Source organism: Rhizobium sp. 01N424 (assembly GCF_056399485.1).
In genome coordinates, this window is the sequence record NZ_JBFTRK010000001.1 from 319,350 (window position 1) to 337,810 (window position 18,461).

At 60.0% G+C, this 18,461-nt stretch carries 19 protein-coding genes and 1 tRNA gene; 12 read left to right on the plus strand and 8 right to left on the minus strand.

What is annotated here, in order from left to right; all coding sequences use genetic code 11:
• Positions 1-39 precede the first annotated feature (39 nt).
• Positions 40-906, plus strand: a complete 867-nt coding sequence (locus AC1DNK_RS01670) for an LOG family protein (protein WP_477939009.1) — start codon at positions 40-42, stop codon at positions 904-906.
• A 42-nt stretch (positions 907-948) separates the two neighbouring features.
• Here the strand turns inward: AC1DNK_RS01670 and AC1DNK_RS01675 are convergent, their stop codons facing one another.
• On the minus strand, positions 949-1,560 hold the full coding sequence (locus AC1DNK_RS01675; RefSeq protein ID WP_477939011.1) for an EF-hand domain-containing protein: 612 nt from the start codon (positions 1,558-1,560) through the stop codon (positions 949-951).
• Positions 1,561-1,661: 101 nt separating this feature from the next.
• Positions 1,662-2,369, minus strand: a complete 708-nt coding sequence (locus AC1DNK_RS01680; RefSeq protein ID WP_477939013.1) for a pyrimidine 5'-nucleotidase — start codon at positions 2,367-2,369, stop codon at positions 1,662-1,664.
• Positions 2,370-2,465: 96 nt separating this feature from the next.
• Here AC1DNK_RS01680 and AC1DNK_RS01685 point away from each other — a divergent pair, with 96 nt between their 5' ends.
• Together AC1DNK_RS01685 and AC1DNK_RS01690 are read left to right on the plus strand one after the other, a co-directional pair.
• On the plus strand, positions 2,466-3,545 hold the full coding sequence (locus AC1DNK_RS01685) for a bifunctional transcriptional activator/DNA repair enzyme AdaA (protein ID WP_477939015.1): 1,080 nt from the start codon (positions 2,466-2,468) through the stop codon (positions 3,543-3,545).
• Complete coding sequence (locus AC1DNK_RS01690) at positions 3,542-4,315, plus strand: isocitrate lyase/PEP mutase family protein (protein WP_477939018.1); 774 nt, start codon at positions 3,542-3,544, stop codon at positions 4,313-4,315. Before AC1DNK_RS01685 ends, AC1DNK_RS01690 begins: the two co-directional genes overlap by 4 nt.
• Positions 4,316-4,322: 7 nt before the next feature.
• Here AC1DNK_RS01690 and argB read toward each other — a convergent pair whose 3' ends face one another.
• On the minus strand, positions 4,323-5,210 hold the full coding sequence (gene argB / locus AC1DNK_RS01695) for an acetylglutamate kinase (RefSeq protein ID WP_112514072.1): 888 nt from the start codon (positions 5,208-5,210) through the stop codon (positions 4,323-4,325).
• Positions 5,211-5,355: 145 nt separating this feature from the next.
• Between argB and AC1DNK_RS01700 the strand changes: the two genes are divergently transcribed.
• The 3 genes from AC1DNK_RS01700 to AC1DNK_RS01710 all read left to right on the plus strand — a co-directional run bounded on the left by AC1DNK_RS01700 (position 5,356) and on the right by AC1DNK_RS01710 (position 7,278).
• Positions 5,356-5,895, plus strand: coding sequence for a sigma-70 family RNA polymerase sigma factor (locus tag AC1DNK_RS01700; RefSeq protein WP_112385294.1), 540 nt, complete (start codon positions 5,356-5,358; stop codon positions 5,893-5,895).
• Entirely contained in the window at positions 5,892-6,611 is a 720-nt protein-coding gene (locus AC1DNK_RS01705) for an anti-sigma factor (RefSeq protein ID WP_477939020.1), read from the plus strand. Before AC1DNK_RS01700 ends, AC1DNK_RS01705 begins: the two co-directional genes overlap by 4 nt.
• A 109-nt stretch (positions 6,612-6,720) precedes the next feature.
• The gene (locus AC1DNK_RS01710; RefSeq protein WP_112444477.1) at positions 6,721-7,278 is read left to right on the plus strand and encodes a fasciclin domain-containing protein; all 558 of its coding nucleotides are present in this window, start codon (positions 6,721-6,723) and stop codon (positions 7,276-7,278) included.
• A gap of 49 nt (positions 7,279-7,327) precedes the next feature.
• Here the strand turns inward: AC1DNK_RS01710 and yihA are convergent, their stop codons facing one another.
• From yihA to rpmH, 4 genes are all read right to left on the minus strand, one after another.
• On the minus strand, positions 7,328-7,984 hold the full coding sequence (yihA, locus tag AC1DNK_RS01715) for a ribosome biogenesis GTP-binding protein YihA/YsxC (RefSeq protein ID WP_112385297.1): 657 nt from the start codon (positions 7,982-7,984) through the stop codon (positions 7,328-7,330).
• 65 nt (positions 7,985-8,049) lie between these two features.
• The gene (gene yidC, locus AC1DNK_RS01720; RefSeq protein WP_112444503.1) at positions 8,050-9,843 is read right to left on the minus strand and encodes a membrane protein insertase YidC; all 1,794 of its coding nucleotides are present in this window, start codon (positions 9,841-9,843) and stop codon (positions 8,050-8,052) included.
• Positions 9,843-10,250: a ribonuclease P protein component gene (gene rnpA, locus AC1DNK_RS01725; protein WP_112385298.1), complete on the minus strand. Its 408-nt coding sequence runs from the start codon at positions 10,248-10,250 to the stop codon at positions 9,843-9,845. Before rnpA ends, yidC begins: the two co-directional genes overlap by 1 nt.
• Before the next feature lie 22 nt (positions 10,251-10,272).
• Entirely contained in the window at positions 10,273-10,407 is a 135-nt protein-coding gene (rpmH, locus tag AC1DNK_RS01730) for a 50S ribosomal protein L34 (protein ID WP_112385299.1), read from the minus strand.
• Positions 10,408-10,876: 469 nt separating this feature from the next.
• Here rpmH and AC1DNK_RS01735 point away from each other — a divergent pair, with 469 nt between their 5' ends.
• The 5 genes from AC1DNK_RS01735 (at position 10,877) to AC1DNK_RS01755 (ending at position 16,289) form a co-directional block, all read left to right on the plus strand.
• Complete coding sequence (locus AC1DNK_RS01735; protein WP_477939021.1) at positions 10,877-12,874, plus strand: methyl-accepting chemotaxis protein; 1,998 nt, start codon at positions 10,877-10,879, stop codon at positions 12,872-12,874.
• Between the two features lie 156 nt (positions 12,875-13,030).
• Positions 13,031-14,533: a sensor histidine kinase gene (locus tag AC1DNK_RS01740; protein ID WP_112385301.1), complete on the plus strand. Its 1,503-nt coding sequence runs from the start codon at positions 13,031-13,033 to the stop codon at positions 14,531-14,533.
• A gap of 120 nt (positions 14,534-14,653) precedes the next feature.
• Positions 14,654-14,730: transfer RNA gene (locus tag AC1DNK_RS01745), tRNA-Arg, on the plus strand.
• 107 nt (positions 14,731-14,837) lie between these two features.
• Positions 14,838-15,152, plus strand: a complete 315-nt coding sequence (locus AC1DNK_RS01750) for a hypothetical protein (protein WP_112514067.1) — start codon at positions 14,838-14,840, stop codon at positions 15,150-15,152.
• Between the two features lie 255 nt (positions 15,153-15,407).
• A complete protein-coding gene (locus tag AC1DNK_RS01755) occupies positions 15,408-16,289 on the plus strand; it encodes an aldo/keto reductase (RefSeq protein WP_477939024.1) in 882 nt (293 codons plus the stop codon).
• Positions 16,290-16,627: 338 nt separating this feature from the next.
• Here AC1DNK_RS01755 and AC1DNK_RS01760 read toward each other — a convergent pair whose 3' ends face one another.
• The gene (locus AC1DNK_RS01760) at positions 16,628-17,011 is read right to left on the minus strand and encodes a hypothetical protein (protein WP_112514347.1); all 384 of its coding nucleotides are present in this window, start codon (positions 17,009-17,011) and stop codon (positions 16,628-16,630) included.
• A gap of 177 nt (positions 17,012-17,188) precedes the next feature.
• Here AC1DNK_RS01760 and AC1DNK_RS01765 point away from each other — a divergent pair, with 177 nt between their 5' ends.
• Positions 17,189-18,442, plus strand: a complete 1,254-nt coding sequence (locus tag AC1DNK_RS01765; RefSeq protein WP_477939853.1) for an alpha/beta hydrolase — start codon at positions 17,189-17,191, stop codon at positions 18,440-18,442.
• Positions 18,443-18,461: the final 19 nt, after the last annotated feature.

Here is an 18,461-nt window from a genome sequence, read left to right on the forward strand (position 1 = left end):
TTAAAGACGCGTTTGGTAAGGACTGAAAGGCATTTTTGAATGGCGAAGGGTAAGAATGGCAGGCTCCGGCGCAAGGATGGGGTCTGGGATCCGCTGAAGACCAGCGAAACGGACAAGGATCGCGCCCGCGCCGTACCGAAAACACCGCAAACGCTCTCTCCGTCCTATCGTCTTGCCTATGTCGACGAGGACTTCCTCTGCCGCGAGGAACTACGGCCGATCCGCCTGCATCTCGAGCTGCTGAAACCGGAAATACTTTTGGCCGAGCGTGGCATCAAGTCGACGGTCGTGATGTTCGGTGGCGCCCGCATTCCAGCGCCCGGCCAGAGCGCCTGGGCAGCGCGCAACGATGTGCAGCGGGTCAACCTGGAGGCGGCGTCGGTCTATTACGACGAGGCCCGCAAGTTCGCCCGCCTCTGCTCACGCTATTCGGCGGCGCATGATTTCCATGAATATGTGATCGTCACCGGCGGCGGCCCGGGCGTCATGGAAGCCGGCAACCGCGGCGCTGCCGACGAAGGAGCACCGTCGATCGGTCTCAACATCGTCCTTCCGCACGAGCAGGCGCCGAACGTCTATGTGACGCCGGAGCTCAGCTTCAATTTCCACTATTTTGCGATCCGCAAGATGCACTTCATGGTGCGCGCCAAGGCGATCGCCGTGTTTCCCGGCGGTTTCGGCACGCTCGATGAATTCTTCGAATGCCTGACGCTGATCCAGACCGGCCGCATGGAAAAGATGCCGCTGATCCTGTTCGGTGAAAAGTTCTGGCGGACGATCGTCAATTTCGAGGCGCTTGCGGAATTTGGGACGATCGCGCCTGACGACGTCAAGCTCATCAGTTTTGTGGAAACTGCCGATCAGGCCTGGAAGATCATCCAGGATTTCTACGAACCGCATGAATAAGAAAAACCCGCCGCGCAAGCGGCGGGCTTCCTGTTTCCTCCCTTAGAGGAAAGGGTGATCGGGCATGTCGTCGATCGAGATGAAGCCATCCTTGTTGGTATCCAGGCGGGTAAAGAGCCGGGTCATCGCATCTTCGGCTTCCTGCTTGGAAATCTGGCCATTCTCGTCCTTGTCGACGCGCCGCATCATCGAGGCGAACATCATGTCGCCGCCGTGGCGCTTGCCCCAGCGGTGGCCGTCCGGTCCGCCATTCTGGCCCTTGCCGTCGTTCTGTGCCATCTGCTGATCGTCGCCGCCATCCTTCTTGGCGTCCTTGTGTGAATCGCGCCAAGCCTTGATCTGCGCCTGATGATATTCGCGAATTTCGCCCGGCGTCAGGCTGCCGTCATTGTTCTTGTCGGCGGCTGCGAAGATCTTGTCGACGCCGTCGATCGCTTCCTGCTTCGAGATCTTGCCGTCCTTGTTCTCGTCGAACTGCTTCAGCATGCGCACGAAGGCGATCTCGCGGAAAGCGGCGCCACGCGGCCCGCCCATCATCTCTCGATGGTGCTGCGGCCCATCGGGGCGATGGCCGGGAGCAGCAAAGCTCGCGCCTGCGGCACCGGCGATCAAAACGGCGGAGAGGCCTGCCAGGATAAGCTTGTTGCGGTACATGAGACTTCCTTTCGGTTCGTATCCCTTCACGACCAAAAGGTAAGGCTGCGGTTCCGGAAAACCCAATTAAACCTAGGTAAGATGGATGAAACTTTCGTAAGTCAGCCGGTAATCTTGGCCAGGAATGCGGTCAGATCATCAGTCACGAAATCGATGTGATCCTCCTCGCCGCTGGTCTTTTCCCACCATTCGACAACCGTGTCTTCAAGGTTGTTCGGCACCAGGAGAACGGTGCTCATTCCAAGCGCCTTCGGAACAACGAGATTGCGCGGCAGGTCCTCGAACATCGCAGCCTTCTTCGTCTCCACCCGCTTCAAGGCCGTGAACTTGTCATAGGTCGCCTGCGCCGGCTTCGGCACGAAATCGGCGGCGACGATGTCGAAGATGTCGTCAAAATGCTCGAGGATGCCAAGCGCACCGGCTGCCATCTCCGCATGCTTGACGCTGCCATTGGTGAAGATGAATTTGCGCCCCGGCAGCGCCTTGATCGCGTCTCCAAGCTCCGGATGCGGCGACAGCGTCGTATAGTCGATCGCGTGCGCCTTCTCCAGAAAGTCGTTCGGATCGATGCCGTGATGGATCATCAGACCCTGCAACGTGGTGCCATGGTCGTAATAATACTGCTTCTGCAGCTTGCGCGCCTCATCCCGCTCCATCTGCAGCAGCGCCGACACATAGGCCGTCATGTTCTTGTCGATCTGCGCGAAGAGATTGATGTGATGCGGGTAGAGCGTGTTGTCGAGGTCGAAGATCCACTCGCTCACATGCTCGAAGTCGGATTTTTCAGGGGTGCGATCGATCTTTGTCATGCGCGTCTTATGGCATGAGCCCGGGATCATCGACAATCGAAAATAGACGCCCGATTTCGGGCGGACGGCGGTTCGGCGGGGTGGTAGAAAGGCTTTATGCTGTTCGATCTGCCCGATGATGACGCGCTTTACGATGCGCTGATTGCCCGAAGCTCCGATTACGAGGGGCTCGCCTATGCCTGCGTCAAGACGACCGGCGTCTTCTGCCGGCTGACCTGCCCGGCGCGCAAACCGAAGCGGGAGAATACGCTCTTTTGCGGCTCGATCTCGGCCTGCATGCAATCGGGCTTCCGGCCGTGCCAGCGGTGCAGGCCGCTGGAGCAGGCGGGGCGGGAGCCTGTTGTCGATGATCTCCTGAAGGCGCTCGACCGTGATCCTTCCGCGCGCTGGACGGAGGATCGCCTCGCCGATCTCGGCTACGATCTCTCGACTGTGCGCCGCGCCTTCAAGCGCGCGCTCGGGATGACTTTTCTTGACATCGCCCGCTACCGCAGGCTCGGGCAGGCTGCCAAGCAGATCGCCGATGGCGGCCGCATTGTCGATGCGCAGCTCGATGCAGGCTATGAATCGGCCAGCAGTTTTCGCGCCGCCTTTCACCGGATGATCGGCATGGCGCCTGTTATCGTCCAGAACCGCGCGCTGCTCTTTGCCGATCTCTTCGATACACCACTCGGGCCGATGATTGCGGTGGCCGACCAGACGCATCTGCATCTCCTCGAATTTCATGACCGCAAGGCGCTGCCGAGGGAGCTGGAGAGCCTGCAACGGAAGACGCGCTCCACCGTTGCCGCCGGGCGTACGCCGGCAATCGAACGGATCGAGGCGGAGATGAAAGCCTATTTCGCGGGGCGGCTTAGGGAGTTCGAAACGCCGCTTGCCCTTGCCTTTGGAACAGCTTTCGAGCGGGAGATATGGTCGAGGCTGATGCGCATTCCGGTGGGCGAGACGCGTGCTTATGGCGACATTGCCCGCGACATGGACAATCCCCAGGTCGTCAGGGCCGTCGGCCACGCAAACGGCGCCAACCAGATCGCTGTCGTCATCCCCTGCCATCGGCTGATCGGGGCGGATGGATCGCTGACCGGCTATGGCGGTGGTCTCTGGCGCAAGCAGTGGCTGTTGAAACACGAAGCAGAAATGCGGGCAACAAGGCCCGAAATGGAGGAAGCATCATGAACCAGGCGGATAAGGCAAAGGCATTCGAAGCGTTGCACCGGAAGGGAACGCCCGTTGTTCTCTACAATATCTGGGATGCCGGAACGGCAAGGGCGGTTGCCGAAGGCGGCGCCAAGGCGCTGGCGACCGGCAGCTGGTCGGTGGCTGCGGCGCAGGGCTACGCGGACGGGCAGAAGCTGCCGATGGACGTGCTGATTGCCACAGCCCGGTCGATCGCTGCGTCAACCGATCTGCCGCTCTCCGTCGATTTCGAAGGCGCCTATTCGGAAGAGCCGGATGGCGCTGCCGCCAATGTTGCCAAGGTCATCGATACCGGGGCTATCGGCATCAATTTCGAGGATCAGGTGGTCGGCGGCAAGGGGCTGCATTCCCCGGAAAAGCAGGCCGCCAAGATCAGGGCGATCCGCGCCATGGCCGATGCCCGCGGCATTCCGTTTTTCATCAATGCCCGCACCGATCTCTTCCTGGCCGAGAGCGATCCGTCGAAACATGCCGCTCTTGCCGATGAAGCAATCGAGCGCGGTAAAGCCTATGCGGCGGCCGGTGCCCGTGGGTTCTTTGTCCCGGGCCTCGCGGATGTCAAATTGATCGAAAAGATCTGCGCCGCATCGCCGCTGCCTGTGAACATCATGATGCGGGCCGGCGTGCCTGACGTGAAGACGCTGGCAAGCCTTGGCGTCGGCCGGGTCAGCTACGGCCCCGGACCCTATCGGGCAATGATGGAAAAGCTGGAGGAAGCCGCGGCAGCGGTTTACGCCGCCGCGCTTTGACCGGTGATCAGGGGACGATCAGCGTGCCCGCACCATGTTCGGTGAAAATCTCGAGCAGGACGGAATGGGCCGTCTTGCCGTTCAGGATGACGACGCCCTGGACGCCGGCCTTGATGGCGTCGATGCAGGTCTCGACCTTCGGGATCATGCCGCCCGAGATCGTGCCGTCGGCGATCAGCGCATGCGCCTGGGCGACGGAGAGTTCCTTGATCAGGTTGCCCTGCTTGTCGAGAACGCCCGGAACGTCGGTGAGGAACAGCAGGCGGGTGGCATTCAGCGCACCGGCGATCGCACCTGCAAACGTATCGGCATTGATGTTGTAGGTGGCGCCGTCACGGCCGGGAGCCACCGGCGCGATGACCGGGATCATCTCGGAGCGGGCGAGCAGATCGAGCAACGTGCGGTCCACTTCGACGACTTCGCCGACGAAGCCGAGATCGAGAACGCGCTCGATGTTGGAATCCGGGTCCTTGATCTTCTTCTGTGCCTTTTCGGCGAAGACCATGTTGCCGTCCTTGCCGCAAAGGCCGATCGCCCATTCGCCTGTCTGGTTGATGAGAGCGACGATTTCCTTGTTGATCGAGCCGGCCAGAACCATCTCGACGATCTCGACGGTCTTGGCGTCAGTGACGCGCAGGCCGCCTTCGAACTTGGATTCGATGCCCATCTTGGTGAGCATGGCGCCGATCTGCGGGCCGCCGCCGTGGACGACGATCGGGTTGACGCCGGATTGCTTGAGCAGCGCGATGTCGCTGGCGAAAGCCTTGCCGAGCTCGGGATTGCCCATGGCGTGACCGCCATATTTCACGACGATCGTCTTGTTCTCGTAGCGCTGCATGAAAGGCAGCGCCTGCGCCAGAAGATGCGCCTGCATTTCGCTTTCGGACTGGTTCATGGCTTACCCCGCAGAATGGATCGCGGGCCTTTTATCTCAAGTTTTTGACAGATGGAATAATGCGTTGCGCATTAGTTTGACGGCCTCTTGTCAATTTTGCGCCCGTCCCTCTATGTAAGGATATATTAGGGAGAGCGGCAGCGGCATGACCGGCGATGAACTCGCAAGACTGATTGGCCGCGTGGCGATGTCCGACCGGCAGGCCTTCGTCGCCCTTTACAGGGAAACGAGCCCGAAACTTTTCTCCATATGCCTGCGTATCTTGAAAGACAGGGCGGAAGCCGAAGAGGCGCTGCAGGAGATCTACGTGAAGATCTGGCAGCGCGCCAAGGTTTTCGCCTCGTCGCAGGGCGCACCCACTGCCTGGCTTGCGGCAATAGCGCGCAACCAGGCGATCGATACCATGCGCGCGAGAAAGCCCGTCAGTGACGAGCTCGATAGTGCCTATGATCTTGCCGACTCCGCACTTGATCCGGAAAAGCAAGCTGTGATGAGTGATGAAGGAAGGCGGATTGACACCTGCATGGAAGAGTTGGAAGCTGACAGGGCGACGTCGGTTAGGCGGGCCTATGTCGAAGGACTGAGCTACCAGGAACTTGCCGACCAATTCGGCGTTCCGCTCAACACCATGCGGACATGGCTGCGGCGCAGCCTTTTGAAGCTGAGAGAGTGCATGGAACGATGACATCGCCCGATCAAAGCAAGGGAGGCCGCTCTCGCGACGAAGTGCTCGCAGGCGAGTATGTGCTTGGCGTTCTCTCTTACCAGGATCGGCGGGTTGTCGAAGAGCGCATGCGCCGCGACCGTCAGTTTGCGGCGATTGTCAGCCGCTGGGAAACCAATCTTTCCGCTTTCAACGACGAGTATGAGACAGTTGCGCCGAGCCGCGAAACCTTCAAGCAGGTCGAGGCCCGTCTCTTTGGCGATCCCGCGCACGCGCCGTCCTTCTCGCGCGGTCTGTGGAATTCGGCGGTCTTCTGGCGTTCGCTGACTTTCGCCTCGCTGGTCGTTGCCGCCGGGGCGATCATCTTCGCCTCCGGCATCGTACCGCCGCCACAGGGGGCGGCACCACTGATGGCGGAACTGTCGGCAGCCGGCAGCCAGGTCAATCTGCTGGCCTCGTATCAGGCCGATACCGGCCACCTGCGCATTATACCGGTCGCTGCGGGCAAGCCGGAAGAAAAGTCTCTGCAGCTCTGGCTCGTTCAGGGCAGCGGTGGGCCGCAGTCGCTTGGCGTATTCCAGCCGGGCGAGGGCGGTGGGCTGGTCATCCCGGCAAATCTGCGCAGCCAGATCGGCGAGGGCGCGACCTTCGCCGTCAGCCTCGAGCCGTTCGGCGGCTCATCGACGGGCGCTCCGACGGGACCCGTCGTTGCCAGCGGCGCGGCACACCGCCCTTAAAATTCTTTCCTGTCGCCGAAACTCTTTTCCGCTGCCGCCCGTAGCTTCAATGACCGGGCAGCACGAGGCATCAGGCCAGTGCCTGCAGCCGGCGTCGAGGAGAACAATCATGATCACGTCCGCTTTGCGCACCATCGCGCTTGCCACTGCCGTGTCCGCAATCGCCTTTGCAGCGCAGGCCAAGAATCCGATGGTCGGTGGTGCCGCGATGTACCCCACCAAGAACATCGTCGAAAACGCAGTGCATTCCAAGGATCACACCACCCTGGTCGCCGCGGTCAAGGCCGCGGGCCTAGTCTCGACGCTTGAGGGCAAGGGCCCGTTCACGGTGTTTGCGCCCACCAACGAAGCCTTCGCAGCTCTTCCAGCCGGCACCGTCGATACGCTGCTGAAGCCGGAGAATAAGGCCCAGCTCACCAAGGTTCTGACCTGCCATGTCGTCGCGGCCGACGCGATGTCGAAGACAGTCGCCAAGATGATCAAGGATGATGGCGGCGAGCACGACATCAAGACGGTCGGCGGCTGCATCATCAAGGCCAAGGAAAGCATGGGCAAGATTACGTTGACCGATGAAAACGGCGGCGTCGCTCATGTGACCATCGCCGACGTCAAGCAGTCGAACGGTGTGATCCACGTCATCGACAAGGTGCTTCTGCCGAAGATGTAAATGATTGCAGGCAGGAGAATGTGGGGAGGCGCCTTTCGGGGCGCCTCTTTCATTTCCAGTTGCTGATTTCCACCGTCTCGGCAATCGCCTGCCTAAGGTCATCGAGCCCCTCTGCCTTTTCGGACGAGGTCGCGACCACGAACGGGTAGGCGGCAGGCCGCTTCTTGATCTTCTCGAGCGTCTCCGCGAGCAGCTTCGCGACTGCTGGCGGCTTGATCTTGTCGGTCTTGGTCAGCACGATCTGATAGGAGACGGCTGCCTTATCGAGCAGCGTCAGCACGTCCTCGTCGTTCTTCTTGATACCGTGACGGCTGTCAATCAGCACATAGACGCGCTTCAGCGTGGCGCGGCCACGCAGATAGTCGAAAACCAGCTTCGTCCAGGCGTCGACATGATCCTTCGGTGCCTGGGCATAGCCGTAGCCCGGCATGTCGACGAGCGCCATAGGCGGCATGTCGCCTTCGGCGCCGGAATAGCCGTCGGGAACGAAATAGTTGAGTTCCTGGGTCCGTCCCGGCGTGTTCGAGGTGCGCGCCAGCCCCTTGTGCCCGACCAGCGCATTGATCAGCGACGACTTGCCGACATTCGAGCGTCCGGCAAAGGCGATTTCGAATGGGCCTTCCGGCGGCAGGAATTTCATGGAGGGCACGCCACGGATGAAGATCCAGGGCCGCCCGAAGAGGGGCTTATCGTTCTTTTCTGTCATGGGCTGCCTTATAGATCATTTCTGCCGCCAAGAAAAAGCCCCGCCGGAGCGGGGCTTTTCTAAGTCTACTTGGATGGCGCCGGTTTTCGTTTGAAGACGCCCTTCAGATTGTCGAAGAGCTCGATCTTCACCCCGTGGCGTTTCATGATCACCGACTGCTGGATCACGGAGAGCGTGTTGTTCCAGGCCCAGTAGATGACGAGACCGGCCGGGAAGCTCGCCAGCATGAACATGAATACCAGCGGCATCCACGTGAAGATCATGGCCTGGGTCGGATCCGGCGGCGTCGGGTTCATGCGCATCTGCAGGAACATCGTGATGCCCATGATCAGCGGCCATACGCCGAGATGCAGCAGGGTCGGCGCTTCGAAGGGAAGCAGGCCGAAAAGATTGACGATCGAGGTCGGATCGGGAGCCGAAAGGTCCTTGATCCAGCCGAAGAACGGCGCGTGGCGCATTTCGATGGTGATGTAGATCACCTTGTAGAGCGAGAAGAAGATCGGGATCTGCAGCGCGATCGGCCAGCAACCAGCGACAGGATTGATCTTCTCGTCCTTGTAGAGCTGCATCATCGCCTGTTGCAGACCCATGCGGTCGTCGCCGAATTTGGCCTTCAGCTCCTCCATCTTCGGCTGCATGCGCTTCATGTTCGCCATCGAAGCGTACTGCTTGCTGGCGAGCGGGAAGAACAATGCCTTGACGACGATAGTGGTCAGAAGGATCGCCACGCCGAAATTGCCGAAGTAACGGAAGAAGAAGTCCATCAGTTTGAACATCGGCTTCGTCAGGAAGTAGAACCAGCCCCAGTCGATCAGGCGATCGAAGCGCGGGATCTCGTAGGAAGCCTCATAGCCGTCGATAACCGGAACTTCCTTGGCGCCGGCGAAGACGAGGCTCTTCAGCTCGACGGACTGGCCGGGAGCGATGCTGACGGCGTCTTCCTTGTAGTCAGCCTGATAGCTCGGCTGCGTGCCCGGATAGTAGGCGAAGCGCGCTTCATAAGCGGACTTCTGCGGCGGAACGATCGTTGCCGCCCAGTATTTGTCGGTGATGCCGAGCCAGCCGCCGGTGGATTTGGCAGGCGTAACGGCTTCCTTTTCGACAGCCGTGTACTTGCTCTCGACCAGACCGTCTTCGCCGATAACGCCGATGAAGCCTTCATGCAGAACATAGACCGAAGGCGTGGTCGGCTTGTTATAGCGCGTGACGCGGCCGTAGGAAGAGATCGCCGCTGCATTCGTGCCGCTGTTCGTCACCTTGTCGGCGATGGTGAACATGTAGCGCTCATCGACCGAGATCGTGCGCGCGAAGGTCAGGCCCTTGTCGTTCGTATAGGTGAGCGTAACGGGCGTCTTTTCGGTCAGCTTCGCGCCTTCCGGTGCCGTCCACACGGTCGATGCGCCCGGAACCGTACCGGTCTGATCGCTGCCGACGTAACCCAGTTCGGCAAAGTAGCCGTCCTTGGTTTCAGCCGGCGAGAACAGCGTGATGATCGGGCTGCTCTTGTCGACGGTCTCGTGATAGCCCTTGAGCTTCAGGTCGTCGAGGCGGGCACCCGTCAGGTTGATGGTGCCCGAAAGAGCTGCGGTATCGATTGCGACACGCGGCGACTTGGCGAGCGCTTCTTCGCGTGTTGCCACCGTCGCCACCTGGCCGCTCGGAGCGGCGCCGCTCGTTTGAGCCGGCTGTGCGCCACCTGCTGCAGGCGTCTGCGTCTGCTCGGTGGTCTGCTGCGCCTTCTGAGCTTCCTGCGCCTTGCGCTGCGCTTCGATGCGCGGATTCATATAGAGGAACTGCCAGCCAAGAACGATCAGCACCGAAAGAGCGATCGCAATGAAATAATTGCGGTTGTTTTGCATCATACGTTCCTGGAGCGGTCTTCACTCGACCGCTTTTGTTTCGGCTTGTTTTCAACGCGGGCTTTGAGCTCCGCAGTCAATTGTTGGAAAGATGCCTTTAAGACATCCCTTCTCGCGACAACCACATAGTCGTGTCCGGCTTGCATTGCAAACCCTGCATGAAGCCGCACCGCCTCTTTAAGACGCCGCCGCATGCGGTTTCTTTCGACTGCGTTGCCATGTTTCTTGGTGACTGTGAAGCCGACGCGGGCTTCGGTGTCGGGTTCCTTGCGGTCGAGTACCTCGAGCAGGAAGAAGCCGCCCCTGCGCTTTTCGCCTACGCGAACAGCAAGAAACTGCGGGCGGCTTTTCAGCCGCCCGACAGTCATTTCTTCTTGTTCTTTTTTGGTCGTCAATTCGCCCGCCATCTCTTATCGGGCAATTCCGGCCTTAAGCCGAAAGACGATTGCGGCCACGTCCGCGGCGAGCGGCGATAACCTTGCGGCCACCGGCAGTAGCCATACGTGCACGGAAACCGTGGCGGCGCTTGCGGACAAGCTTGGATGGTTGGTAAGTACGCTTCATTTATTTTAATACCGCGGAGTGCGGCCCTTCTTACGTTTTGCAAAGTGCAAGGAGCGTTATTTTTGCGAACGGGCGAGGCCAAAAGACCTATAGTGACCGGACGTGCGGCGCCTTATAGGGAGGGTCGCCAAAAAAGTCAATTATAGCCGTAAAAATCGTCTACGCGGCCTGCCCGCTAAAACGCCAATATGCAAAAAGTCGCATCAGGGTGTTAACGACTACGACAATACCCCAGAAGGTTGAATTTTGCCGAAGTTCTTCTGAGGCAGCCACGATTTCCCATTGGTTCGGTCTTGCTGATTGCAATTTTTGCGAAAAATCTGCTGTGAGCCCGAATAATAGGGATAATTTCTTGTAGTCGTAATAGCTAAAATCCGAAACATAACTTTAAGAAATTTCGCCGATATTTTGGTCATTCGGCTGGGAATTTGCTTTCCAGTCTCTCTTCACCCCCTAGGGAGACTATACTTTGAAAATTCGTGGAAAGATCAATTTGCTTGTCAGCGTTATGGCTGGCGTTGCGCTGGTCATCGGCGCGACGGCATTGTTCGCTATGAACGAGTATAACAATAAGCTGACCGCCTATGAAAGCGCTTCCAGCCGCGCTTATGCCGGCGAGCGTCTCAATCGTTTCGTCACGGCAACCGTGATGGAAGCCCGTGGCATTTATGCTTCCAAGGAGATCAAGGACGTCGCTCCTTTTGCCAAAGGCATCAACACCGATCTCGATGAGATCGACAAGGTGATCGCTGGCTGGGCGCCGCTGGTTCCTGAGAGCCAGAAGGATAGCTTCGGCAAGCTCGTCGATCGGTCCAAGGAATTCCGCGCCTTCCGCACCGAGACTGCACGTCTCGGCACCGAAGTCGGCCCTGCAGCCGCAAACGATCAGGGTAATAACGACGCCAACCGCGCCAACCGCAAGGCCTTCCAGGCCGAGATCGACGCAATCGTCAAGACCGACAAGGCCGAACTCGATGCCGTCGATGACGAGATCGAGGCCTTCCGCAACTCTGTCTTTTGGCTTGTGCTTGCGATCACCACGATCGGTATCGCTGCGGGCGTCGGCCTTGGCTTCTATATCGGTACCAGCCACCTCAGCCGCCCGATCAAGAAAGTGACGACCGCGATCAAGGAAGTCGCCGACGGCAATTTCGAAGCGGAAGTGCCCTATGCAGGCCGCCAGGATGAAATCGGCGACATGGCCGCGGCCGTTGCCGTCTTCAAGGAAAACGGCCTCGCCATCAAGCGCCTCAACGCCCAGGAAACGGCGATGCGCGCCAAGAGCGATGACCTGCAGTCGAGCATGTCTGTCGTCGTTGCCTCCGCTGCCGCCGGTGATTTCAGCCGCCGCATCGACAAGGACTACGAGGACGAAAGCCTCAACCATTTCGCAGGCAACATCAACTCGCTGCTCTCCAGCGTCGACACCGGCGTCAACGAAACCCGCCGCGTCATTGCAAGCCTTGCCGATGGTGACCTGACGCAGACGATGCGCGGCGAATTCCAGGGCGCCTTCGCCGAACTGCAGCAGAACGTCAACAGCACCTTCGTGACGCTGCAGACAACAATGCGCGAAGTTCGCGAAACGACTGAAGCCATCAACGGCAACACCAACGAACTGCGCGTTGCCACCGACGACCTGTCGAAGCGTACCGAGCAGCAGGCTGCCGCACTGGAAGAAACCTCTGCCGCTCTCGACGAGATCACGGCGGTTGTCCAGAATTCGACCGAGCGTGCCCAGGAAGCCAGCGTCATGGTCTCCGAAGCCAAGGACAAGTCGGGTGCATCCGGTGTCGTCGTCCGCAATGCGGTAGATGCCATGGGCCGCATCGAGCAGGCATCCCGCGAGATCAGCCAGATCATCAACGTCATCGACGAGATTGCCTTCCAGACCAACCTGCTGGCGCTCAATGCAGGCGTTGAGGCAGCGCGTGCCGGCGAGGCAGGCAAGGGCTTTGCGGTTGTCGCTCAGGAAGTCCGCGAACTGGCTCAGCGTTCGGCAACCGCTGCCAAGGACATCAAGGCGCTCATCACCAAGTCGGGCGATGAAGTCAATGTCGGCGTCAAGCTGGTGCAGGCAACCGGCGAGGCGCTGTCGGAAATCGAGACCCGCGTCATCGCCATCAACGACCACATCCATTCGATCGCAACCGCGGCGAAGGAACAGTCGACCGGCCTCAAGGAAGTCAACACCGCCGTAAACCAGATGGACCAGGTCACCCAGCAGAATGCGGCAATGGTCGAGGAAACCTCGGCTGCGACCCACAAGCTGTCTGCCGAAGCCGATGGTCTCGTCCGACTCATCTCGCGCTTCAAGGTCTCCAACGGCCCTGCGCCGCAGGTGGCCGTTGCCCGCCGCGAAGAACATCGCCCGGTCGCCTCGCCCGCGCGCCGCGCCATGAACACCGTCGCCCGCGCCTTCAACGGCAATGCGGCGGTCGCAGAGCAGAGCTGGGAAGAGTTTTGATCTCCGAATCCAGAGCTTTCTAATCGGAAACGCCGCCTTCGGGCGGCGTTTTCTTTTGTGACGACTTGCCGCGCCTCGCGAAGATTTGAAAGCAGATCGCAAACCGTCTATTATAAGTCTCTGCCTCGCAGGCGCTTGCGCCGAACGGAAACAGCGATGCCGGTGCAAGACCAAAGCGAAATGCCAGTGAATATGACGGCTGCGGGCGGCGAACGCCCTGCAGGGTGGTTTGGTGGGCTCTCCGGCAAGCTGCTCTGGATGACCGTGCTTTTCATCATGCTGGCCGAAGTTCTGATCTTCTTCCCGTCGGTCGCCAGCATGCGTATCCGCTGGCTTGACGACAAGCTCAACACCGCTGCCGCTGCCGCCATCGTCATCGATGGCCTTCAGCCCGTCGAGCTGCCGCGCATGCTCCAGAAGGAAACCCTGGAGGCAACCGGCACCAAGGCGATCGTACTTCGCAAGGACGGCACCTCGCGGCTTCTGGCCATGACCGAGATGCCGACCTCCGTCGATGAGCAGTACGATCTGACGAAAGTCACTCCCGTAAACGCCATTTGCGATGCGCTCGATACGCTGATCTTCGGCGGCAACCGGATGATTCGCGTCTATGGCCCGGTCGGCGATACCGCGACGGGCGTCGAAGTGGTGATGAAGGACAGGGCTTTGCGCAACGCGATGTTCGTCTATGCACGCAACGTTCTGCTTCTGTCGGTCCTGATCTCACTGTTTACCGCAACGCTGGTTTTCTTCGTCATCAACCGCATCCTGATCCGCCCGATCCGCAATCTGAGCGGCAGCATGCAGCAGTTTTCGACGGATCCGGAAAACCCTCACAACGTCTTTGTCGGCGATGGCGGACGGGACGAGCTGGCAGTCGCCGGCCGTCATCTGACGGCGATGCAGATCGAATTGCAGAAGACCTTGAAACAGCAGAAGAACCTCGCGGCGCTCGGCCTTGCCGTTTCCAAGATCAATCATGACATGCGCAACATTCTGGCCTCGGCGCAGCTGATGTCCGACCGTCTCGTCGATGTCGACGATCCGATGGTGAAGAGTTTTGCGCCGAAGCTGCTCAGAACGATCGACCGCGCCGTCGGCTACACGACCGAAGTGCTGTCTTACGGCCAGACGACCGAATCGGCGCCGCGCCGACGCCGCATCCGGCTGCTGGAATTGACCCAGGACGTTCGTGACATGCTGGCCATCGATCCGGCCAGCGGCATCGAATTTCTGGAGCAGATGCCCACCGACATCGAGATCGACGGCGACAACGAACAGCTCTTCCGGGTGATCCACAATCTCTGCCGCAATGCGCTGCAGGCGTTGATGATGCCGGGCGAACTCGGTGCCGATGGCGTCAAGCGCATCACCGTCTCCGCGCAACGCGTCGGCAGCGTGGTCAGCATCATCATCGACGATACCGGTCCTGGCATGCCGCTGAAAGCTCGTCAGAACCTTTTCACCGCCTTCCGCGGTTCGGCCCGCTCCGGCGGCACCGGCCTCGGTCTGGCGATTGCTCGTGAGCTTGTGCTTGCCCACGGCGGCACCATTGCCCTTGTGGAAAAGCCCTCAGCGGGCACGCAGTTCCGCATCGAAGTGCCGGATCGCCCGGTTTCGCTGGAAGATTACCGCATCCGCAGCCACGCTGAAAAGTAAAGCAAAATTCGCAGATCAGCTCTGCAGATCGAAAGTCGCGATTTTTTCACAAAGCCTATTGCATTCCCCCGGAGGAGGCTTTAGAGGATCGCCACGCAAGCGGTTCAGCCGCTTCGAGACGCACCCGTAGCTCAGCTGGATAGAGCACCAGACTACGAATCTGGGGGTCAGGAGTTCGAATCTCTTCGGGTGCGCCACTCATTTTCTTTCCTTGAAAATCATCGAGTAGCCTAGCTTCGCGCAACCTTGCGCGGCTATCTGCGTCTGGCGCCGGATTGTCCGGAGGCAGGCAGGAGTGAATGCGATGAAGGCAAGAATGTTGGTTGCGGTGTCGGTTGCTGGAGCGGCAGCCTTGCTTTCCGGTTGCGTCGATCGGGCCAACTCTCCGGTTCTTTATCCCGTCGGTACGCCGGTCAATCCATCCTTCGTCGCGCATACGATGTGCATGGGTGAAGGCAATGCCGCCTATGACGAATCCATGCGGCTCTACAAGGAGCGCTCTCAGATCAGCGGCCAATACGACCAGGGCGAGGGCGAGGCCGTGTCGCGTAGCGCTGCCCGGCGGGCCTATACCGCCTGTGCTTCGTCCGAAGGCTATCGCGCGGTCTACGATCAGTAAGGCGCTACACGCTTCCTCTCGACACTAGGAGCGGGCTTCACCTGCACCCGATCGCACTGTGGCTGAAAAGGCAGCTGCGGCGGCATCAGACATATTGCCTCCGGCGAGCTGCCTGCCCATGTAAAGCTGGCACGGAACGGGATCGTTCCGCCTGCACGAGGCTGACGCCGCCGGCGCTGTCATCAGGCGCCAGGGAGCACGTCGCCAGCTCAGCGACTTCGCCTGTTTTCACGCATCCATAAGGGAGGAAAGACCATGTCCGCTTTGAATGCCGCGCAATCCGGCACCTTCAAGATTGGCGGCGATCTCCAGGTCAACCGTCTGGGCTTTGGCGCCATGCGCGTCACCGGCCGGGGTATCTGGGGTGAACCTGCCGATCACGCCGAATCCATCCGCACGCTGAAGCGTCTTCCAGAGCTTGGCGTCAATTTCATCGATACGGCCGATTCCTATGGGCCCGACATTTCCGAATGGCTGATCAAGGAAGCCTTGCATCCCTATAGCCACGGCTCGGTCATCGCCACGAAGGGTGGCTTGACCCGCCATGGTCCCGACATCTGGCTGCCGCTCGGCCGCCCAGAGTATCTGATCCAGCAGGTGCACAAGAGCCTGCGCAATCTCGGGGTCGAACAAATCGATCTCTGGCAGCTGCACCGCATCGACCCGAAGGTGCCGGCCGGCGAGCAATTCGATACGATCAAGTCGCTGCAGGCCGCCGGGCTGATCCGGCATGCGGGATTGAGCGAGGTTTCGGTGGCCGATATCCAGGCTGCATCGAAATACTTCAAGGTCGCAACGGTCCAGAACCGCTATAACCTCGTCGATCGCACCAGCGAGGACGTGCTCGATTATGCTGAAAAGCACAATATCGGCTTCATCCCGTGGTATCCACTGGCTGCAGGCGATCTGGCAAAACCCGGCTCGCTGCTGGATACGATCGCCAGGAAGCACAATGCCGCGCCGAGCCAGATCGCGCTCGATTGGGTGCTGAAGCGCAGCCCGGTGATGCTCCCGATCCCTGGTACCTCCAAGGTCAAGCATCTGGAAGAAAACGTCGCAGCTGTCGGAATAACGCTGTCCGAAGAAGAATTCGCCGCTCTCGACGCCGAAGGCAGGAAGCTCTTCAAGGCCGCTTGACGAAATCATCGGGACGCGGCGGCAATTAGGCTGCCGTGTCCTTCTTCACCATCAAACTCTGCGCAAATATTTGACCGTCTGATTAAAATTGCTGCAAAATGAGGCGTCTTCTCAAGATTGATACAGTTAGTCATGCGTATTGTGCATTGCTGCGTTGCGGTATTATCCCTATTCCTGACCAAATGAATGGGCTATCTATATCTCCGTAAGCAGCGCACTCCTCCTCCCAGCGCTCTTACGCCGACTGGTAACACTCCTCCTCCCAGTTGCCAGTCAAGATCAAGAGCTCGGTGCACCTCCTCCCGCACCGAGCTCTTTTCTATTTCAGCTCTCGAAAATTATTCGCCGATCCGAGCCACGCCGGTCTCACCGTTGTCGCGCGTCCACTTCACCTTGCCGGCACCTGCCCGCTCCAGCTGGAAGCACATCGGTGCGCCCTTGTACCAGGTCTGGAACTTCTGGCAGAGCTGGTCCGATTGGATCCACCATTTGCCGGTATCGCTGGGCTTGAAATAGCGCCCGAGGCCGATCGCTTTGCCGCTGCCGTCCACTGCGCCGGATGTGTGGTAGTTGAGCGGCAGTTCGCCGCCGAGCGGCGTCGCGAGATAGATCGTCCTGCCGATGATGTCGCGGCGGATATCGTCTTCTGCGAGGCGTTCCGCGCGGGCGAGGGACGGAAGCAGCAGGGTCGTCGAAGCAAGGGCGATGAGAACGGCTTTCATGGCGTCCATCCGATTTGTCCCGGGGTCAGAGGCAATAACGGCAAGGCCGGGCGCAAAGTTTCACCATATCCACGATTGCTGCCTTATTTGACTCCGCTCCTGCCAGCGTCTTATTTGGGCCGTAGCCGCATTGCCGGTATTCGAAGAGGAGAATGCATGCTGGGCGGCTCGGGAGCCATGCGCAGGACGCTTGCGGCAGTGACGCTTTCGGCTTTTATCCTGTCGGGATGCGGTGGCCGCGCGACTGGCGTCATGACGCCTGTCGGATCCGTTCAGCCCGGCACATCGCAGGTCAATCTGCTGGTCGCCACGACGCGCGCGCCGGATACCGATCCTGGCGTGCTGTTCTCCGGCGAGCGCGGCACCGGTCTGATGGTCAATGCTGTTGATGTCTCGATCCCTCCGGAGGCCAACCGCAAGGTCGGCCAGGTTCAATGGCCGACGCGCCTGCCCGCCGATCCCCTGCGCAATTTCGTGACTGTTTCCGTCGATCCGCTGCAGGGTGAGAAGGCAGGCGAGGGATGGCTGAAGGGGCATATGCCAAAAAGCAAGCGTGTGCTGATCTTCGTGCACGGTTTCAACAACCTCTACGAAGATGCCGTCTACCGCTTTGCCCAGATCGTCCACGATTCACATGCGGATGTGGCGCCCGTCGTCTTTACCTGGCCGTCCCGCGGTTCGATCTTCGACTACAACTACGACAAGGAAAGCACCAATTATTCGCGCGATGCGCTGGAGGAGCTGCTGCGGCGCACGGCCGATAACCCCGCAGTCAGCGACGTCACCATCATGGCCCACTCGATGGGAACCTGGCTGACCGTCGAGGCGCTCCGGCAGATGGCGATCCGCGACGGGAAAGTCGCGTCGAAGATCAACAACATCATCCTCGCTTCTCCCGATCTCGATGTAGACGTCTTCGGCCGCCAGTTCGCCAGCCTCGGTAAGGAGAAGCCGCATTTCACGATCTTCGTGTCGCGCGACGACCGGGCACTGGCACTGTCGCGGCGGATCTCCGGTAATGTCGATCGCCTCGGCCAGATCGACCCGTCGGTGGAGCCTTATCGCAGCAAGCTCGAAGCCGCCGGCATCACCGTGCTCGACCTGACCAAGCTCAAGGGCGGCGACCGGCTGAACCACGGAAAGTTTGCAGAAAGTCCCGAAGTCGTGAAGCTGATTGGCGATCGCCTGATCGCAGGTCAGGCCATCACCGACTCGAATGTCGGTCTCGGCGAGGCCGTCGGAGCCGTCGCTATCGGCGCCGCGCAGACCGTCGGCAGCGCTGCCAGCGTTGCCGTCAGCACGCCGATTGCGATCTTCGATCCGCGCACCCGGCGCAATTACGATGCGCAGCTGAAACGTCTTGGTCAGTCGGTGGAAAACACTGCAGGCTCCGTCGGCGACAGCGTCGGGGCAGGGCTGCCGAGCCAGTGAAAATTTCCATAGGCAAGGT

Bases quoted from the DNA above. Each gene is read 5' to 3' on its own strand.
- AC1DNK_RS01710 (WP_112444477.1), top strand. From the start codon at position 6,721: ATGATCACGTCCGCTTTGCGCACCATCGCGCTTGCCACTGCCGTGTCC.
- AC1DNK_RS01680 (WP_477939013.1), bottom strand. From the start codon at position 2,369: ATGACAAAGATCGATCGCACCCCTGAAAAATCCGACTTCGAGCATGTG.
- AC1DNK_RS01685 (WP_477939015.1), top strand. From the start codon at position 2,466: ATGCTGTTCGATCTGCCCGATGATGACGCGCTTTACGATGCGCTGATT.
- AC1DNK_RS01750 (WP_112514067.1), top strand. From the start codon at position 14,838: ATGAAGGCAAGAATGTTGGTTGCGGTGTCGGTTGCTGGAGCGGCAGCC.
- AC1DNK_RS01700 (WP_112385294.1), top strand. From the start codon at position 5,356: ATGACCGGCGATGAACTCGCAAGACTGATTGGCCGCGTGGCGATGTCC.
- yihA (WP_112385297.1), bottom strand. From the start codon at position 7,984: ATGACAGAAAAGAACGATAAGCCCCTCTTCGGGCGGCCCTGGATCTTC.
- AC1DNK_RS01760 (WP_112514347.1), bottom strand. From the start codon at position 17,011: ATGAAAGCCGTTCTCATCGCCCTTGCTTCGACGACCCTGCTGCTTCCG.
- rnpA (WP_112385298.1), bottom strand. From the start codon at position 10,250: ATGGCGGGCGAATTGACGACCAAAAAAGAACAAGAAGAAATGACTGTC.
- rpmH (WP_112385299.1), bottom strand. From the start codon at position 10,407: ATGAAGCGTACTTACCAACCATCCAAGCTTGTCCGCAAGCGCCGCCAC.
- AC1DNK_RS01705 (WP_477939020.1), top strand. From the start codon at position 5,892: ATGACATCGCCCGATCAAAGCAAGGGAGGCCGCTCTCGCGACGAAGTG.
- yidC (WP_112444503.1), bottom strand. From the start codon at position 9,843: ATGCAAAACAACCGCAATTATTTCATTGCGATCGCTCTTTCGGTGCTG.
- AC1DNK_RS01670 (WP_477939009.1), top strand. From the start codon at position 40: ATGGCGAAGGGTAAGAATGGCAGGCTCCGGCGCAAGGATGGGGTCTGG.
- AC1DNK_RS01740 (WP_112385301.1), top strand. From the start codon at position 13,031: ATGCCGGTGCAAGACCAAAGCGAAATGCCAGTGAATATGACGGCTGCG.
- AC1DNK_RS01675 (WP_477939011.1), bottom strand. From the start codon at position 1,560: ATGTACCGCAACAAGCTTATCCTGGCAGGCCTCTCCGCCGTTTTGATC.
- argB (WP_112514072.1), bottom strand. From the start codon at position 5,210: ATGAACCAGTCCGAAAGCGAAATGCAGGCGCATCTTCTGGCGCAGGCG.
- AC1DNK_RS01755 (WP_477939024.1), top strand. From the start codon at position 15,408: ATGTCCGCTTTGAATGCCGCGCAATCCGGCACCTTCAAGATTGGCGGC.
- AC1DNK_RS01690 (WP_477939018.1), top strand. From the start codon at position 3,542: ATGAACCAGGCGGATAAGGCAAAGGCATTCGAAGCGTTGCACCGGAAG.
- AC1DNK_RS01765 (WP_477939853.1), top strand. From the start codon at position 17,189: ATGCGCAGGACGCTTGCGGCAGTGACGCTTTCGGCTTTTATCCTGTCG.